The sequence below is a fragment of the Streptomyces sp. JLSY215 genome, from assembly GCF_059682825.1.
The window spans coordinates 2,464,502-2,481,045 of record NZ_CM185022.1; the positions used below are offsets into that span (position 1 = coordinate 2,464,502).

The window sequence follows — 16,544 nt, forward strand, 5'->3', positions numbered from 1 at the left end:
CGGATCGGGGTGGTCACACCCCGGCCGGCTCCGGGGTGCGCTCGGTTTCCTCGGTGGGCGTGCCGTCCTTCTTGGCGCGCTTGGCCGCCTTCTTCTTCGCCCGGCGTTCCTTGCGGAGTTCGATGATCGCGTAGAGCGTCGGGACGAGGAGGAGGGTCAGGAGGGTGGAGGTGATCAGGCCGCCGATGACGACGACCGCGAGCGGCTGGGATATGAAGCCGCCGTCGCCGGTGATCGACAGGGCCATCGGGAGCAGCGCCATGATCGTCGCCAGGGCCGTCATCAGGATGGGGCGCAGGCGGTGCCGGCCGCCCTCGATGACGGCTTCGACGACGGAGTAGCCCTGTGCGCGGTACTGGTTGATCAGGTCGATCAGCACGATGGCGTTGGTGACGACGATGCCGATCAGCATCAGCATGCCGATCATCGCCGGGACGCCCAGCGGGGTGCCGGTGGCGACCAGCAGGCCGATCGCGCCCGTTGCCGCGAAGGGGATGGAGATGAGGAGGATCAGCGGCTGGACGATGGACTTGAAGGTGCCCACCAGCAGCATGAAGACGATGGCGATGGCCGCGAGCATGGCCAGGCCCAGGGACGAGAAGGCGTCGGTCTGGTCCTGGGAGACGCCGCCGATGGTGGCCGTGGCGCCGTCCGGCAGCTTCAGGTCGTTGATCTTGGACTGGAGCTTGGTGCTGACCGCGCCGGTGTTGTCGCCGGTCGGCTTGGCGGTGACGGTCGCCGAGCGGGCGCCGTCGATACGGGTCATCTGGACCGGGCCGGGAACCGTCTTGACGGTGGCGAGGGTGCCGAGCTTGGCCATGCCCGAGGGGGTCGGGATGGGGAGGTTCTTCAGCTGGGCCTCGGTGGTGGCCGGGTGGGCCGACTTGATCACGACATCGCGCTCGGTGTCGTCCAGGACGGCCTTGCTCTGGCTGGTGGTGCCCCGGACGGCCTGGGCGACCGCGCCGCCGAGCGTGGTCTGGTTGTAACCGGCGGCCGCCGCCTTGGCGTTGGGCGTCACGGAGATCCGCGGCACGCTCTGCGCGAGGTCGCTCTGGACGTCGGTGACGTCGTCGAGGGAGGCCACGGCCTTACGGACCTGCTCGGAGGCCTTCCGCAGGACGTCGGCGTCGCCGGCCTTGACGACCACGCTCAGGTCCTGGCTGCCGAAGCCGCCGCCGCTGGCGGTGACGGTGGTCTCGCCGATGGACGGGCCGAGCTTGTCGAGACCGGCCCGCAGGGCGTCGGTGACCTTGTCGGAGTCCTCGGAGTTCTTGAGCTTCACCTGGTACGACGCCTCGTTGGCGCCGCTGCCGCCGCTGAAGGCGGCCATCATGCCGGCGGAGCCGACGGAGACCTGGTAGTCCTCGATGCCGTCGGTGTCGGCGAGGAGCTTTTCGATCTTCTTGGCCTGGGCGTTGGAGGCGCCCAGGCTCGTACCGGGCTTGAGCTCCTGCTTGATGCTCAGGGTGTCCTGGTCGCCCTGGTCGAAGAAGTTGGTCTTCAGCAGCGGGCCCATGCCGAAGGTGCCGATGAGGATGACGACGGCGATGAGCAGGCTGGTGAACCGGCGGCGGGTGGCGAAGCGCAGGACCGGGACGTAGAGGCGCTGGAGGGGGCTGCGGCTCTCCTTCTCCTCGGCCTTGCGGCGGAGCTCGTCGGGGGTGGTGCCCTCGGCGATCTTCGGGGCGCGCAGGAACCAGTACGACAGGACCGGCACGACGGTGAGCGAGACGATCAGGGAGGAGAGCAGCGCGACCGTGACCGTGATGGAGAAGGAGCCGAAGAGGGCGCCCACCATGCCGCCGACCACGCCGATCGGGAGGAAGACCGCGACGGTGGTGAGGGTGGAGGACGTGATCGCTCCGGAGACCTCCTTGACGGCGGTGAGGATGGCCTCGCGGCGCTCCTCGCCGTAGCCCAGGTGCCGCTTGATGTTCTCCAGGACGACGATCGAGTCGTCGACGACGCGGCCGATCGCGATGGTCAGCGCGCCGAGGGTGAGCATGTTCAGCGAGAGGTCGCCGGTCCACAGGACGATCAGGGTGATGACGACCGACAGCGGGATGGAGACCGCGGTGACCAGGGTCGAGCGCAGGCTCAGGAGGAAGAGCAGGATCACGATCACGGCCATGACGAGGCCGAGCAGGCCCTCGGTCGTGAGCGACTCGATGGACTTGGAGACGGCCGGGCCCTGGTCGAAGGAGACCGTGACGTCGGAGCCCTTGCCGAGGTCCTGACGGATCTTGGGGAGCTTGTCCTTGACCGCGTCGGAGATGGCGACCGCGCTGCCGTCCTGGGCCATCGTCATGGTGACGGCGAGGCTGGGCTTGCCGTTGGTGCGGGTGATGGAGGTCGGAGTGGCCGACTCCTCCTTGACGGTGGCGACGTCACCGAGGCGAACGGGCCTGGCCGCGCCGGCGCCGGGGGCACCGTCCCGCGCACCGCCCGCGCCCGCCGAAGGCGCGATCATCAGGTCCCGGATCTGCTTGACGGAGGTGTAGCCCGCGCCGACCTGGACGGTCCGGCTCTTGCCGTCCTCGGAGAAGGAGCCCGCCGGGACCGACGCCCCGCCCGCGTCCAGCGCCTGGCCGAGCGCGGCAGCGTTCAGTCCGGCGGCGGCGAGCTTACGGTCGTCGGGGGTGACCGCCACGACCCGGTCCGTGACACCGCTGACGCTGACCTGGCCGACGCCGTCGATGTTCTTCAGGCCCGGGACGACGCTGCGGTTGAGCTGGTCGGCGAGGGTCTGCTGGTCCTTGGTGTCGGAGGAGACGGCGAGGACGACGGTGGGCAGGTCGTCCGTGCCGCCGGCCACCACCTGCGGGTCGACGTCCTTGGGCAGCTTCGCGCGGGCGCGGTTGACCGCCTGCTGGACGTCGGCGACCAGCGTCTTGGTGTCGTTGCCGTAGTCGAACTGCGCCATGACGACGCCCGAGCCCTCGCTCGAGGTCGAGGTGACGCCCTTGATGCCGTCGACCGCCTGGATGCCGTCCTCGAGCGGCTCGATCACCTGCTTCTCGACGACATCGGGCGAGGCACCCTGATAAGGCGCCACCACGGACACCATCGGAAGGTCGATGGAGGGCAGGAGCTGCTGCTTGAGCTGCGGGATCGCGATGGCGCCGAAGGCGATCGCGACGATCGACATCAGCGCTATCAGGCCCCGTTGTACGAGGCTGAGTCGGGACAGCCAGGACATGGGTGAGGGTCTCTCTTCTGTTCAGAAAAGTCCGGAAGGTCGGCGGGGCCTGCACAGGCCCACCTACACCTTCCGCCATGCCCAGGCCGGTTTTCCTCGCTCGCAGGTCGGTTTCCGGTCGCCGGCCGTACCGCGTTCGGAGTACGGGCGACTCCTTCCGCCCTGCACCCGTGGGCGTAGGGGCCGCGGCGCGCCCGTAAGGGCTCACTGCACCCGCGGGCGGACCAGTCCGGATTCGTAGGCGATGACCACCAGCTGGGCCCGGTCGCGGGCGCGGAGCTTGGCCATCGCGCGGTTGACGTGCGTCTTGACGGTGAGCGGGCTGACCGCCAGCCGCTCGGCGATCTCGTCGTTGGACAGTCCGCCGGCCACCAGGACCAGCACCTCGCGCTCGCGGCCGGTGAGCGTCGCCAGCCGCTCGGCGCCCCGGCCGCCCGGCCCGCCGGCCTCGTCCGAACTGCCGCCCTGTGCAAGGAACTTGGCGATCAGGCCCTTGGTCGCGACGGGCGAGAGCAGCGCCTCCCCGGCGGCCGCGATGCGGATCGCATTGAGCATGTCGTCCGGCTCGGCGCCCTTGCCGAGGAAGCCGCTGGCGCCGGCCCGCAGCGACTGCACCACATAGTCGTCGACCTCGAAGGTCGTCAGGATGACCACCTTGACGTCGGTGAGCTCCGGGTCCTGGCTGATCATGCGGGTGGCGGCGAGGCCGTCCACGCCGGGCATGCGGATGTCCATCAGGACGACATCGGCGCCGCTGGTACGGGTCAGCTCGTACGCCTGGGCGCCGTCGGAGGCCTCGGCGACCACCTGCATGTCGGGCTCGGAGTCGACGAGTATGCGGAACGCGCTGCGCAGCAGCATCTGGTCGTCGGCGAGCAGCACCTTGATGGTCATGACGTCTCCCCCGGACGGGTGGTGTGCAACGGAAGGGTGGCCCGTACCTGGAAGCCGCCGGTGGCACGGGGGCCGGTGACGACCGTGCCGCGCAGCGCGAAGACCCGCTCGCGCATGCCGATCAGGCCGTGGCCGCCGCCGCGCTCCGCCGGCTCGTCCGCCCGCTGCGGTGCGGGGCCGTCCGTCCGGCCGCCGTCGTCCTGGACCGTCACCGTCAGCGCGGCCTCGGAGCGGATGATCCGTACGGTGGCGCGGGCCCCGTCGCCGGCGTGCTTGTGGACGTTGGTGAGCGCCTCCTGGACCACGCGGTAGGCGGTGAGGTCGACGGAGGCGGGCAGGGACTGCGGTGCGGGCGGGATCTCCAGGTCGACGGGGAGGCCGGCGCGGACGAAGCCCTCGACGAGCTGGTCCAGGACGCCCAGGCCGGGGGCGGGTTCGGTGGGCGCCTTGGGGTCGTCGGACTGGCGCAGCAGGCCGACCGTGGCGCGCAGTTCGTCCAGGGCGGAGCGGGACGCCTCGCGGACGTGCGCGAGGGCCTGCTTGGCCTGGTCGGGGCGGTTGTCCATGACGTGCGAGGCGACCCCGGCCTGGACGTTGACCAGCGCGATGTGGTGGGCGACGACATCGTGCAGCTCGCGGGCGATGCGCATGCGCTCCTCGGCGACCCGGCGGCGGGCCTCCTCCTCGCGGGTGCGCTCGGCGCGTTCGGCGCGCTCGCGGATGGCGTCGACGTAGGCCCGGCGGCTGCGTACGGCGTCGCCGGCGGCCGCGGCCATGCCCGTCCAGGCGAAGATCGCGACGTTCTGCTGGGCGTACCAGGGGTTCCCGCCGAAGAGCATCGCGGCGGCGGTGAGCACGAAGCTGGTCAGCGCGCCGATCCGCCAGGTGGTGGGCCGGTCCGTGCGGGACGCGACGGTGTAGAGCGCGAGGACGGCGGAGAAGGCGACGGGGGCGCGGGGGTCGTCGGTGCGGGTGAGCAGCTCGACGACGGTCAGGGAGCCGGTGGCGGCCAGGACGGAGCGGGGGAACCGGCGGCGCGCGACCAGGGCGGTGCAGGCGAGCCCGGCCAGGACGACGGTGGTGACGGACAGCTCGCGGCCGCCGAACCGGGGGCCACCGTGCGCGCCGTGCGGATCGATCACCGCGCCGCACAGCGTCGCCGCGAAGAACACCGTGGCCAGGACGGCGTCGAACGCGAGCGGATGCGTCCGGTGCCACTGGAAGCGGCCGGTGCGGCGGGCTTCCGGCACGGCCTGCGGCACGGCATCCGGTGCGGGCGCCGGCGCGGTGCCCGGAGCGGCGTCGAGGGAGGTCACAAGAGGAAACGGTAGCGCCCCGGTCCCAAATGGGGCCGGGGCGCCGTGTGCCGTATGCGCTGGAGTGGAGCGGAGCGGAGACGGTCAGCCGGGGATGAGGCCGTCGTCGCTGAGCATCTCCCGTACCTCGTCGAGCGTCGAGTCCTCGGACGGGAGGATCAGTTCGGACGGTTGCAGGGAGTCGTCCGGCATCGGCGATCCCATGCGGCGGACCGCCTCCAGGAGAGCGCCGAGGGTGCGGCGGAAGCCCGCCTCGTCGCCGCTCTCCATCTCGTCGAGCAGCTCGTCGTCCAGTTTGTTGAGCTCGATGAAGTGGCTGTCGTCCAGCTTCACCTGGCCCTCCCCCATGATCCGTACGATCACGACGGTCTCCCTTGGTCCGGTCCCGACGATCTCTGCGAGGCTATCCGCCGCCGGTCGTCACTGCTTGTCGAAACGCGGCTGGTCCTGCTGCGGGCCGTTCTGGCCGCCCTGACCGCTCTCGATGGCCTGCTGGCCGGCCGACGAGCCGCCCGCCAGCTCCGCCTTCATGCGCTGCAGCTCCAGCTCGACGTCCGTGCCGCCGGAGAGCCGGTCCAGCTCGGCCGCGATGTCGTCCTTGGCCATGCCGGACGGGTCGTCCAGCGCGCCGGAGGCCATCAGCTCGTCGATGGCACCGGCACGTGCCTGCAGCTGTGCGGTCTTGTCCTCCGCCCGCTGGATGGCCATGCCCACATCGCCCATCTCCTCGGAGATGCCGGAGAAGGCCTCGCCGATCCGGGTCTGTGCCTGGGCGGCGGTGTACGTCGCCTTGATCGTCTCCTTCTTCGTACGGAAGGCATCGACCTTGGCCTGCAGCCGCTGGGAGGCGAGGGTGAGCTTCTCCTCCTCGCTCTGCAGCGTCTGGTGCTGCGTCTCCAGGTCGGTGACCTGCTGCTGCAGCGCGGCACGGCGGGAGAGCGCCTCGCGGGCGAGGTCCTCCCGGCCCAGCGCGAGCGCCTTGCGGCCCTGGTCCTCCAGCTTGGAGGACTGACCCTGGAGCTGGTTGAGCTGCAGCTCCAGGCGCTTGCGGGAGGTCGCCACATCGGCGACTCCACGGCGCACCTTCTGGAGCAGCTCCAGCTGCTTCTGGTACGAGTAGTCGAGGGTCTCGCGCGGGTCTTCGGCCCGGTCCAGGGCCTTGTTGGCCTTCGCGCGGAAGATCATCCCCATCCGCTTCATGACACCATCGCTCATGGGCCTCGCGCGCCCCCTTCTGACCGAGTTACATCGGGCATTGGCTCCAGCACATCTACAGACCCCACAGTACGGGCCCTGGTTCCATTACCGCACTGTTCGGGCCCGGATGCGCTCCTCCTCCAGGACGATCGGCGGCCCGGCGTCTCCCGCCCAAGGAGTAGGGCGGGCCCGGAAGCGCCACCCGAACCGGCCCCCGGCCACCGACAACGCCCGCCCCGGCCCACCACGCCGCGGGGAAACAGCCGAACCCCCGGAATCCCCACCACCAACCCAAACCACCAACGGCTCCCGCCCCGGCCCACCACGCCGCGGGGAAACAGCCGAACCCCCGGAATCCCCACCACCAACCCAAACCACCAACGGCTCCCGCCCCGGCCCACCACGCCGCGGGGAAACAGCCGAACCCCCGAATCCCCACCACCAACCCAAACCACCAACGGCTCCCGCCCCGGCCCACCACGCCGCGGGGGAACAACAGAGTTGCCATATCGTTCCCCGTCCGCCCCTGGCCCACACCCGGCCAGCACGTACCCTGGCAGTGTGTTCCGAAGCCGTTCGAACGATCAGCAGGCCGCGACCGCCAAGGCGAACGCGGACCAGCCCCAGCAGCCCCGCGACCCGCAGGCCCCCAAGGGTCGCCCGACCCCGAAGCGCAGCGACGCCCAGACGCAGCGCCGGTCCCGCGCGCAGACGCCCACCAACCGCAAGGACGCGGCGAAGGCGCAGCGCGAGGCCCGGCGGGTGGACATGGCCCGCCAGCGCGAGGCCATGGCCAGCGGCGATGAGCGCTATCTGCCGGTGCGCGACAAGGGACCGGTGCGCCGGTTCGCCCGTGACTACATCGACTCGCGCTGGTGCGTCGCGGAGTTCTTCCTGCCGATGGCCGTGATCATCCTGGTGCTCACCATGATCCGGCAGCCGGGGATCCAGAGCATCGCGCTGCTGCTCTGGCTCGTGATCATCGTGCTGATCGTGCTGGACTCGGTCGTCATCTGGTTCCGCCTGGGCAAGGTGCTCACCGAGCGCTTCCCCAACGAGAACCTCAAGGGCGTCAAGGCGTACGCGATCATGCGCACCCTGCAGATGCGGCGGCTGCGGCTGCCCAAGCCGCAGGTCAAGCGGGGTCAGCGGCCGTAACGCAGCGGGCCGGCGGCCGGACGGAGCGCGGGGCGCCCGCCGGCCGAGGGGCGGGCGGGCGCCGCGAGGTGCCCTCGCTCAGTCCTCCGCGGCCTGCAGGCTCATCGGGGCCGGGTAGATCTCCGTGCCGTCCTCGAAGAGGCGGACCTGGTCGACGCCGCCGTCGAGCAGCGCCTTCCACTCCTCGCCGATCCAGGACTCCGCATCCCCCTGCGTGGTGAACTCCTCGGGTTCCACGGCGGGCGTCGCCTTGGTCCCGTCCGCCTTCTCGAACTGCCACGTCCATGCCATGTCCGCCTCCTGGGTCCACCGAGTACCGGTCTGCCGCCACGGCGGAACGCCCCTGGTGCACGCCCCGCCCTGTCATGCTTCCGTGCTGATCCGCAGCCTATAGCGGCGCCGGGAGCATGCCCCGGCCACCGGCCGAAACCACCAGCGGTCCACGCCCCGGCCCGCCCCGCCGCACGGGAATGGCCGTGTCCCTGGTCCCCCGGCGCGCTGAGCGCGCCCGGACGCGAGAAAATCGCCGGGTGGAACTGACTCTCCTCGGCACCGGCGCCCCCAAGGGGCTGCCGCGCCCCGACTGCCCGTGTGCCGCCTGTGCGGTCGCCATCGGCGACGAGGCGCGGGCGGCCACCGCGCTGCTCGTCGACGGCGTACTGCTCATCGATCTGACGCCGGGCCCCGCCTTCGCGGCCGCGCGGGCGGGCAAATCGCTGGCCGGAGTGCGCCAGGTGCTGCTCTCGCATCCGCACGACGGGCCCGCGCTGGAGGTGCCGGCCGGGCTGCCGACGCCGGGCCGGGTCGCGGACGGGCGGGAGCTGGCGCTGCTGGACGGGCACCGGGTGAAGGCCCTCGCCGTGGACATCCCCGGTACCGGGTACGAGATCACCGGTATCGCGGGCGAGCGGCTGCTGTATCTGCCGCCGGGCGGGGCGCCGGCGGGGCTGGACGACGGGCACGGCCACGGGAACGGCGGGGCCGGTCCGTACGACATGGTGCTCCTGGACGTCCTGGAGCGGCCGGACGGGCTGGCGCGGCTGCGGGCGCGCGGGGCGGTGGACGCGGCGACGGATGTGGTCGCCGTGCACATCGACCACGGTGCGCCGCCGGGTCCCGAACTGCACCGGCGGCTCGCGGCGGCGGGCGCGCGCACCGTTCCGGACGGCGGGACGCTGGTGGTCGGCGAGTACCACGCGGTGCCGGATCTGCCGCGCCGCACGCTGGTGCTGGGCGGGGCGCGCAGCGGGAAGTCGGCGGAGGCGGAGCGGCGGCTCGCGTCGTTCCCGGACGTGCTGTACGTGGCGACCGGCGGGACGCGGGAGGGCGATACGGAGTGGGCGGAGCGGGTCCGGCTGCACCGTGAGCGGCGCCCGGCGAGCTGGCGCAGCGTGGAGACCTGCGATCTGGTGCCGCTGCTGGAGGGCGCGGCGCCGGGCGCGGAGGCCGTCGGACCGGGCGATCTGTCGCCGCTGCTCATCGACTGTCTGGCGCTGTGGCTGACGCACGTCATGGACGAGGTCGGGGCGTGGGACGACGAGGTGTGGGAGGCGAGCGGCCGGCGGGCGCTGCGGGAGCGGGTCGAGGCGCTGGTCGCGGCGGTGCGGGCGACGCGTCGTCCGGTGGTGGCGGTCAGCAACGAGGTGGGCTCCGGGGTCGTACCGGCCACGGCGGCGGGCCGTCGCTTCCGGGACGAACTGGGGCGGCTGAACGCCGCGTTCGGGGCGGAGTGCGAGCAGGTGCTGCTGGTCGTCGCGGGGCAGGCGCTTGCGCTGCGCGGATGATGCAGGGCCCGCCCGGCCCGTGTCCGCTTGCCTGGGGGCGCGGCGGCGGGTGCTCTTGAGGCGTGAACGGATCCGAGCCGGCCGGAGCCGGCGTGCGGGGGGTTTTCGACGCGGCCGTACGGGCCTATGTGAAGCGACGGCCGGAGGCGACGGTGGTCGCGCTCGGCGAGGGGCTGGGGACCGGCTTCTGGCGGCTGGACAACGGACGGCTGACCTGGCTGACGGTGCAGCCCCCGGAGATCGCGGCGGTGCGCCGGATGCTGCTCCCGGACGGTCCCCGGCGCCGTACGGTCGCCCGCGCCGCCGGGGATCACGGCTGGCTGGACGCGGTGCGGGACCCGGATCTCGGGGTGATCGTCACGGCGCCCGGGGTGCTGATGCGGCTGTCCCCGGCGGCGGTACGGGCGCTGCTGGCGGCGTGCGCGGAGCGGTTCCCGGACGGGGCGCTGGTCTTCGACGTGCTGCCGCGGCGGGTGGCCGCGCTCGCCCGGCGGGGTGCCGCGCTGTCCGGTATGCGGTCGCCCGGTCCGCTGCGCTGGGGGCTGGACCGTGCGCAGCTGCCGCGGGTGGCGAGCGTGCATCCGGGGATCGTGGCGGTACGGGAGGTGCCGGTGCGCCGGGGGCGTTTCGGGCGGCTGCCGGCGCCGCTGGTGTGCGAGGTGCGGTTCGCCGATGCCCGTTCCCGGCACCGCGCCGCGTCAGCTGCGACTTGACGGTAATCTGCGCCGAATGAGTGCCCTGAACCTCGATGACTTCGCCCATCTGATCGAGCGGCCCGACGGCGGTGCGCGCCGTGACGCCGAGGAGCGGCGGGCGCGGCTGGCCGTGCCGGCGGGGGCGCTCGGCCGCCTCGACGAGCTGGGCGAATGGCTGGCCGCGGCGCAGCAGAGGGTGCCGGTGCGGCCCGTCGAGCGGCCGCGGGTGCTGCTGTTCGCGGGCGATCACGGGGTGGCGGAGCTGGGGGTGTCGGCACGGCCGGCCGGTGGCACCAGGGATCTCGTGCGGGCCGTGCTGGACGGTTCGAGCCCGGCCGCCGTGCTGGCGCGGGCCACCGGGGCGCAGCTGCGGGTCGTCGACATGGCGGTGGACTGCGCTCCCGAGGAGCTGCCGGAGGAGGTCACCCGGCACCGGGTGCGGCGCGGTTCGGGGCGGATCGACATCGAGGACGCGCTGAGCGCCGAGGAGGCCGAGGCGGCGTTCCGGGCCGGGATGGCGGTCGCGGACGAGGAGGCGGACGCCGGGACCGATGTGGTGGTGCTGGGCGATCTGAGCGTCGGCGGCACCACGGCCGCGAGCACGCTGATCGCCGCGCTGTGCGGTACGGATGCCTCGGTGGTCACCGGGCGGGGCGGCGCCGGTATCGACGATCTGGCGTGGATGCGCAAGTGCGCGGCGATCCGCGACGCGCTGCGGCGGGCCCGGCCGGTGCTCGGCGACCAGCTGGAGCTGCTGGCGGCGGTCGGCGGCGCGGACCTGACGGCGATGACCGGTTTCCTGCTGCAGAGCGCGGTGCGCCGGACGCCGGTGATCCTGGACGGGGTGGTCTCGGCGGCCTGTGCGCTGGTGGCGCAGCGGGTGGCGTTCCGGGCGCCGGACTGGTGGCTCGCCGGGCAGGCCAGCGGCGAGCCGGCGCAGGCCAAGGCCCTGGACCGGATCGCGCTCACCCCGCTGCTCGACCACGGCGTCACTGCGGGCGAGGGGACGGGGGCGCTGCTGGCGCTGCCGCTGGTGCAGGCGGCCGCGGCCCTGGCGGCGGAGCTTCCGGTACGCGACTGAGCCGTACGCGGCGGACCGCTGGGGTCCGCCGTACCCGGCCGGTGCGGGCCGGGAGCGGCCGGGTGCGGTGAAGATCACTCCGGCGTTCGCTCAACTTTGCGACGCCGTGCTCCGTCTACGGAGATGGCACGCGGCTCGGCGCGGGCCCGGTGCCGCGCCGGCCGCGCGCGCCGCTCGGCTTCTCCTCCCGGTGGTGGCAGATCAAATCGCTCCCTCGCTCAGGCGAAATACCGCCCTATAGGCGAACTGCGGTACATGCTCATCGACAAGAGCGCCGACGCCCGGTGCATCCGGCTCGCCCGCGGTCCGCCGCACCGGCCGCACCGCACGTACCTGGAGAACCACAGATGACCGAGCCTGCTCTGCGCCGCGCCGCGCGTGCCGAGTGGGGCCCGCTGCTGGGGACCGGGTGGTCCGCGCTGGCCACGAAGAAGCTGCGGGCGATCCCGGTGACGCTGACCGCGGTGTGTCTGACGCTGGTCTTCCAGATCGTGCAGAACCAGCCCTGGGGCTACCGCCCCATCCAGAACATCGGGTCCGTACAGGCCTATGAGCACCTCTGGCTGGCGCTGCTGCGCACTCCCCTGTCGCTGTTCGTGCCGGCGCTGGATCTGCCGGTGTGGGGCGCGCTGGCGCAGATGCTGATCGTCTTCGGGCTCGCGGAGATCTGTGTGGGCTGGCGGGTGATGTTCGCCGTCGCCTATCTGGCCACGCTCGCCGGGACGATGTACGCGCGGATCGGCCTGTGGATCGGTCCGGACTCGCCCATCGGGCTGCCGGACGCGGACAAGTACGTCATCGACACCGGCCCGTCGGCGGCGGTGGTGGGCCTGGCGATCTTCGTCAGCTGGCGCTACCGGGCCTGGTTCACCTGCGCCCTGGTGGTGGCCGCCATGGTCTTCGAGGTGCTGTTCATCAAGAGCAACCTGGCGGGCAAGGAGCACATCGCGGCGGTGCTGGCGGTGCTTTTGCTGTGCGGGGTGTGGGAGGTGTGGCGGCCGGGCACTTCGCGCGGGGCCCGGCGGGTCAGCGGCTGGGGGCGCCTCCGATGAGGTGCTCGGTCTTGCGGCGCAGGGCCGACCAGCGGCGGTCGTGGCGGTAGGCGCGGATCGTGGCGCGGGCCCGCGCCTTGGGGCGGTTGCGGTAAAAGCGTCTGGCCCAGGGTGAGTTGGGGCGGGCCAGCCGGACGGCGCCGAAGAGCGCGACGAAGGGCACGAAGACGCCGATGACGGCGAGCCGGCCCTTGCCCTTGATCAGGGCGATCACCGCGAGAAGGAAGTTGACGCCCACGGTCCGCACGACCTGGAAGCGGTCCTGGGTCTCCGCGGGGGTCAGTTCGTTGACGCCGAACGGCAGGAAGCCGCCGAGGATCAGGGCGACCAGGGCGACGGTGAGGATGACGATCTCGACGCTCTTGGTGCCCTCCTCGGTCCAGTACACGTCGTCCAGGTGGAGGATCAGCGCGAACTCGTCCAGGACCAGCCCGACCCCCATGCCGAAGAGCACCGCGGCGACGCCGGAGCCGAAGCCGCGGCGGCTGCCCGCGAGGGCAACGAAGCCGCCGACGACCATCAGGACGACACCGGGGACGACGTGGTGGACGTGCACCCCGCCGGGCGCGATGTTGCGGAACGGGCCCCTGCCCGCGCGGATGAGCCGGGTGATGACCCGGGTCACCAGGAACGTCAGGACGAAGGAGGCGAGGGCGAGCAGCAGCGGGAGCTTCCCCGGCTCGACGATGTTGCGGTACCACCAGTGACCCATCCCACGCTCCCCTTTGCCGTGTAAGCGCAATTTACGGGGTTTATGGGCGAATTCGGCGCCTCCGGGGCGCGGAACGGCCGGGATAGCCTGCCGCGATGAGCGACACCCCCGGCGACTCCCCCGACCCGCCGTCCCCCGCCGACACCCTGCGCTTCGCCTTCGGGACGCTGACCGCGCTCCCGGTGCGGCTGACCCGCTGGGACCGCGAGACCGCCCGCGGCGGGATGCTCTGCGCGCCGCTGGCCGGGCTGGTCGTCTCGCTCGCCGCAGCTGCGGTCGGCGGGGCGCTGCTCCTGCTCGGCGGCGGCCCGTTGCTCGCCGCGGTCGGCACCGCCGCCGTACCCGCCGCGCTCACCCGCGGCCTGCATCTGGACGGCCTCGCCGACACCGCCGACGGGCTGGGCAGCGGCAGGCCCGCCGAGGACGCGCTGCGCATCATGAAGCAGTCCGACATCGGCCCGTTCGGGGTCATCACGCTGCTGTTCACCCTGCTGGCCCAAGTGGCCGTGCTGGACGGGCTGTACGCACGGGGCTGGGCGCCGGGCGCGGTGGCGGCGGTGGTCGCGGGGGTCACGGCCCGGTGCGCGCTGACCCTCGCCTCCCGTGCGGGCGTGCCCGCGGCCCGGCCGGAGGGGCTGGGCGCGGCGGTCGCGGGCGCCGTTCCGCTGCGGGCCGCGCTGGTGTGCGCCGCGCTGGTCGCCGCCCTGTGCGCGGCGGCGGGTGGCTTGTTCGGCGGGTACGGCTTCGGTGCGTACGGCGCGCTGCACGCCGGGCTGGCGGCGCTGGGCGGGCTCGGGGCCGGCGAACTGCTGCTGCGGCACTGCCGGCGGCGGTTCGGCGGGGTGACAGGGGATGTCTTCGGCGCGCTCGCGGAGAGCGCGGGGCTGGCGGCGCTGGTGCTGCTCGCACTCGGGTGACGGCGGCCGGTGGAGCGACACGGCGGGACGGGGCGACACGGGCCGGGCGACACGGCGGGGCGGAGCCACGCGGGCCGGGCGACACGGCGGGGCGGAGCGATGCGGACCGGCCGACACGGCGGGGCGGAGCCACGCGGACCGGGCGACACGGCGGGGCGGAGCCACGCGGACCGGGCGACACGGCGGGGCGGAGCGATGCGGACCGGGCGACACGGCGGGGCGGAGCCACGCGGACCGGGCGACACGGCGGGGCGGAGCGATGCGGACCGGGCGACACGGCGGGGCGGAGCCACGCGGACCGGGCGACGCGGACCGGCGACACAGACCGGACATCCGGCGCGGCCGGCCGCGGGAATACCCGCCCGCCGCCCGCCGTTGAGGCCCGCAAGGGGCGCTCGTCACCCCTAAGGGATCCGTTCGCCCACCCCGTAGGGATTCCCCCCACCACCCCCACGGGCCCATCCCTCCCCCCCCCGGCCCCCTCCGAACCGCGGGGTCATCCGGCCCCCAACTCCCCCTCGACGGGTACGGGTTCACCGACCGGACCGCCTCGTTCCCCGACGCACCGTTACCGGCCGTTGCGGCGACAGGCCAAGCCTTGCGGCGTTGCCGAGCGTAGGCTCGGCCGCAGCAGCGCCCAGGGCGCACAACGGATTCCCGGACGGAACAGGACTCTCATCACCGTGACTGCACTGACCCTCAGTACTTCTTCCGCCGCAACGGTGCGTGCGGATGCCGTCGTCGTCGGCGTGGCCAAGGGCCCCAAGGGCGTCGTGGTCGCCCCCGGCGCCGAGGCCGTGGACAAGGCGTTCGGCGGCAAGCTCGCCGCCGTGCTGGAGACCCTCGGCGCGACCGGTGCCGAGGGCGAGGTGACCAAGCTGCCCGCCGCCGACGGCCTCAAGGCACCGGTCGTGCTGGCGGTCGGCCTGGGCGAGGCCCCGGGCAAGGGCGACGGCTACGGCAGCGAGGCGCTGCGGCGCGCCGCGGGCAGCGCCGCCCGCGCGCTGACCGGCAGCAAGAAGGCCGCCTTCGCACTCCCCGTCGAGGACGCCGAGGCGGCCGCCGCGGTCTCGGAGGGCGCCCTGCTCGGCGCGTACACCTTCACCGCGTACCGCAGCAACGGCAAGGGCGCGAAGAAGAACGACACCAAGTCGGCGCCGCTCGGCGAGGCGGCGATCCTCGGCGCCAAGCCGCGCGACAAGGAGTTCAAGGCCGCCGCCGAGCGCGCCCAGGCGCTGGCCGCGGAGATCAACCGCGCCCGTGACCTGATCAACACCCCCTCCAACGGCCTCGACCCGAAGACCTTCGCGGCCGAGGCGCAGGCCGCGGCCAAGGAGTTCGGCCTCAAGGTCGAGGTGCTGGACGAGAAGGCGCTGAAGAAGGGCGGCTACGGCGGTCTGCTCGGCGTCGGCCAGGGCTCCGAGGCCCCGCCGCGGCTGGTGCGGATCGCGCACACGCACGCCAAGGCGACCAAGACCCTCGCGCTGGTCGGCAAGGGCATCACGTACGACTCGGGCGGCATCTCGCTCAAGCCGGCCGGCCACAACGAGACCATGAAGTGCGACATGAGCGGCGCCGCCGCCGTCTTCGCCGCGGTCGTGACCGCCGCCAAGCTGGGCCTGGAGGTGAATGTCACCGGCTGGCTGGCGCTCGCCGAGAACATGCCCTCCGGCTCCGCCACCCGCCCCGGCGACGTGCTGACCATGTACAGCGGCAAGACCGTGGAGGTCCTCAACACCGACGCCGAGGGCCGCCTGGTCCTGGCCGATGCGCTCACCCGCGCCTCGGAGGAGTCGCCGGACGCGATCGTGGACGTCGCGACGCTGACCGGTGCGATGGTGCTGGCGCTGGGCCACCGCCACTTCGGGATCATGGCGAACGACGACGCTTTCCGTACCTCGATCCACGAGATCGCGGAGGAGGTCGGCGAGCAGTCCTGGCCGATGCCGATGCCCGCCCACCTGCGCAAGGGCATGGACTCGCCGGTCGCCGACATCGCCAACATGGGTGAGCGGATGGGCGGCGGCCTGGTCGCCGGGCTCTTCCTGAAGGAGTTCATCGGCGAGGGCATCCCCTGGGCCCACCTGGACATCGCGGGCCCGGCCTTCCACGAGGGCGCCCCCTGGGGGTACACGCCCAAGGGCGGCACGGGCTCCGCGGTGCGGACCCTGGTGCGGCTGGCCGAGCGGACGGCCGCGGGCGACCTCGGCTGAGCGGCCCGCCCGCCGTCTTGCCCGTTTATGTCCGTACGGCCCCGGGCTCACAGCCCGGGGCCGTAGGTGTGCGTTTCCTCTCTCCCGTACGGACCCCGCGCGGATCCGTTCGCCCTCAACGAAATCCGTACGTCCGTACGCCCCGGTAACCCCCTTGAGGTGGCCCCTCGGCCCCCTCCGAGCCCGGCCCGCCGTCCCGTCCGGGTTCAACAAGTGCGAAGATGGGTTCTCGGCAGGACAGGGCCCCCCTTACCCAGGGCCGAAATTCAAGCGGCCGAACCACAGCCGCCGTCCGGTCATTGGAGACCGGCTCCGGCGTACCC

The 16,544-nt window shown here is 72.9% G+C and carries 14 protein-coding genes; 7 read left to right on the top strand and 7 right to left on the bottom strand.

The features are described from left to right. Nucleotides 1–13 precede the first annotated feature (13 nt). The 5 genes from AC5677_RS11045 to AC5677_RS11065 form a co-directional block, all read right to left on the bottom strand. Nucleotides 14–3,202, bottom strand: a complete 3,189-nt coding sequence (locus tag AC5677_RS11045; protein ID WP_497194846.1) for an efflux RND transporter permease subunit — start codon at nt 3,200–3,202, stop codon at nt 14–16. Nucleotides 3,203–3,406: 204 nt separating this feature from the next. Beyond that, a complete protein-coding gene (locus AC5677_RS11050; protein WP_497194847.1) occupies nt 3,407–4,096 on the bottom strand; it encodes a response regulator in 690 nt (229 codons plus the stop codon). Next, complete coding sequence (locus AC5677_RS11055) at nt 4,093–5,358, bottom strand: sensor histidine kinase (RefSeq protein ID WP_497196583.1); 1,266 nt, start codon at nt 5,356–5,358, stop codon at nt 4,093–4,095. The genes AC5677_RS11050 and AC5677_RS11055 overlap by 4 nt, the downstream gene beginning before the upstream one ends. Nucleotides 5,359–5,496: 138 nt before the next feature. Next, the gene (gene pspAA / locus AC5677_RS11060) at nt 5,497–5,775 is read right to left on the bottom strand and encodes a PspA-associated protein PspAA (protein WP_497194848.1); all 279 of its coding nucleotides are present in this window, start codon (nt 5,773–5,775) and stop codon (nt 5,497–5,499) included. Between the two features lie 57 nt (nt 5,776–5,832). Then, nucleotides 5,833–6,627 carry a PspA/IM30 family protein gene (locus AC5677_RS11065; protein WP_497194849.1) on the bottom strand — a complete coding sequence of 265 codons (795 nt, stop codon included), beginning with the start codon at nt 6,625–6,627 and terminating at the stop codon, nt 5,833–5,835. A gap of 543 nt (nt 6,628–7,170) precedes the next feature. Here AC5677_RS11065 and AC5677_RS11070 point away from each other — a divergent pair. Next, nucleotides 7,171–7,767, top strand: a complete 597-nt coding sequence (locus AC5677_RS11070; protein WP_497194850.1) for a DUF3043 domain-containing protein — start codon at nt 7,171–7,173, stop codon at nt 7,765–7,767. 78 nt (nt 7,768–7,845) lie between these two features. Here the strand turns inward: AC5677_RS11070 and AC5677_RS11075 are convergent, their stop codons facing one another. Then, nucleotides 7,846–8,058, bottom strand: a complete 213-nt coding sequence (locus AC5677_RS11075; RefSeq protein ID WP_497194851.1) for a hypothetical protein — start codon at nt 8,056–8,058, stop codon at nt 7,846–7,848. 239 nt (nt 8,059–8,297) lie between these two features. Here AC5677_RS11075 and AC5677_RS11080 point away from each other — a divergent pair, with 239 nt between their 5' ends. The 4 genes from AC5677_RS11080 (at nt 8,298) to AC5677_RS11095 (ending at nt 12,379) form a co-directional block, all read left to right on the top strand. Then, on the top strand, nt 8,298–9,551 hold the full coding sequence (locus tag AC5677_RS11080) for a bifunctional adenosylcobinamide kinase/adenosylcobinamide-phosphate guanylyltransferase (RefSeq protein ID WP_497194852.1): 1,254 nt from the start codon (nt 8,298–8,300) through the stop codon (nt 9,549–9,551). 62 nt (nt 9,552–9,613) lie between these two features. Beyond that, a complete protein-coding gene (locus AC5677_RS11085; RefSeq protein ID WP_497194853.1) occupies nt 9,614–10,264 on the top strand; it encodes a class I SAM-dependent methyltransferase in 651 nt (216 codons plus the stop codon). 16 nt (nt 10,265–10,280) lie between these two features. Then, nucleotides 10,281–11,327 carry a nicotinate-nucleotide--dimethylbenzimidazole phosphoribosyltransferase gene (cobT, locus tag AC5677_RS11090; RefSeq protein ID WP_497194854.1) on the top strand — a complete coding sequence of 349 codons (1,047 nt, stop codon included), beginning with the start codon at nt 10,281–10,283 and terminating at the stop codon, nt 11,325–11,327. A gap of 347 nt (nt 11,328–11,674) precedes the next feature. Then, nucleotides 11,675–12,379 carry a hypothetical protein gene (locus tag AC5677_RS11095; RefSeq protein ID WP_497194855.1) on the top strand — a complete coding sequence of 235 codons (705 nt, stop codon included), beginning with the start codon at nt 11,675–11,677 and terminating at the stop codon, nt 12,377–12,379. Here AC5677_RS11095 and AC5677_RS11100 read toward each other — a convergent pair. Next, complete coding sequence (locus AC5677_RS11100) at nt 12,354–13,091, bottom strand: hypothetical protein (protein ID WP_497194856.1); 738 nt, start codon at nt 13,089–13,091, stop codon at nt 12,354–12,356. The two genes, AC5677_RS11095 and AC5677_RS11100, sit on opposite strands and share 26 nt — an antisense overlap. A gap of 95 nt (nt 13,092–13,186) precedes the next feature. On the opposite strand from AC5677_RS11100, the gene AC5677_RS11105 reads away from it, so the two are divergent. Both AC5677_RS11105 and AC5677_RS11110 read left to right on the top strand, forming a co-directional pair. After that, nucleotides 13,187–14,008 carry an adenosylcobinamide-GDP ribazoletransferase gene (locus AC5677_RS11105; protein WP_497194857.1) on the top strand — a complete coding sequence of 274 codons (822 nt, stop codon included), beginning with the start codon at nt 13,187–13,189 and terminating at the stop codon, nt 14,006–14,008. 683 nt (nt 14,009–14,691) lie between these two features. Continuing rightward, nucleotides 14,692–16,221 carry a leucyl aminopeptidase gene (locus AC5677_RS11110; protein WP_497194858.1) on the top strand — a complete coding sequence of 510 codons (1,530 nt, stop codon included), beginning with the start codon at nt 14,692–14,694 and terminating at the stop codon, nt 16,219–16,221. Nucleotides 16,222–16,544 lie beyond the last annotated feature (323 nt).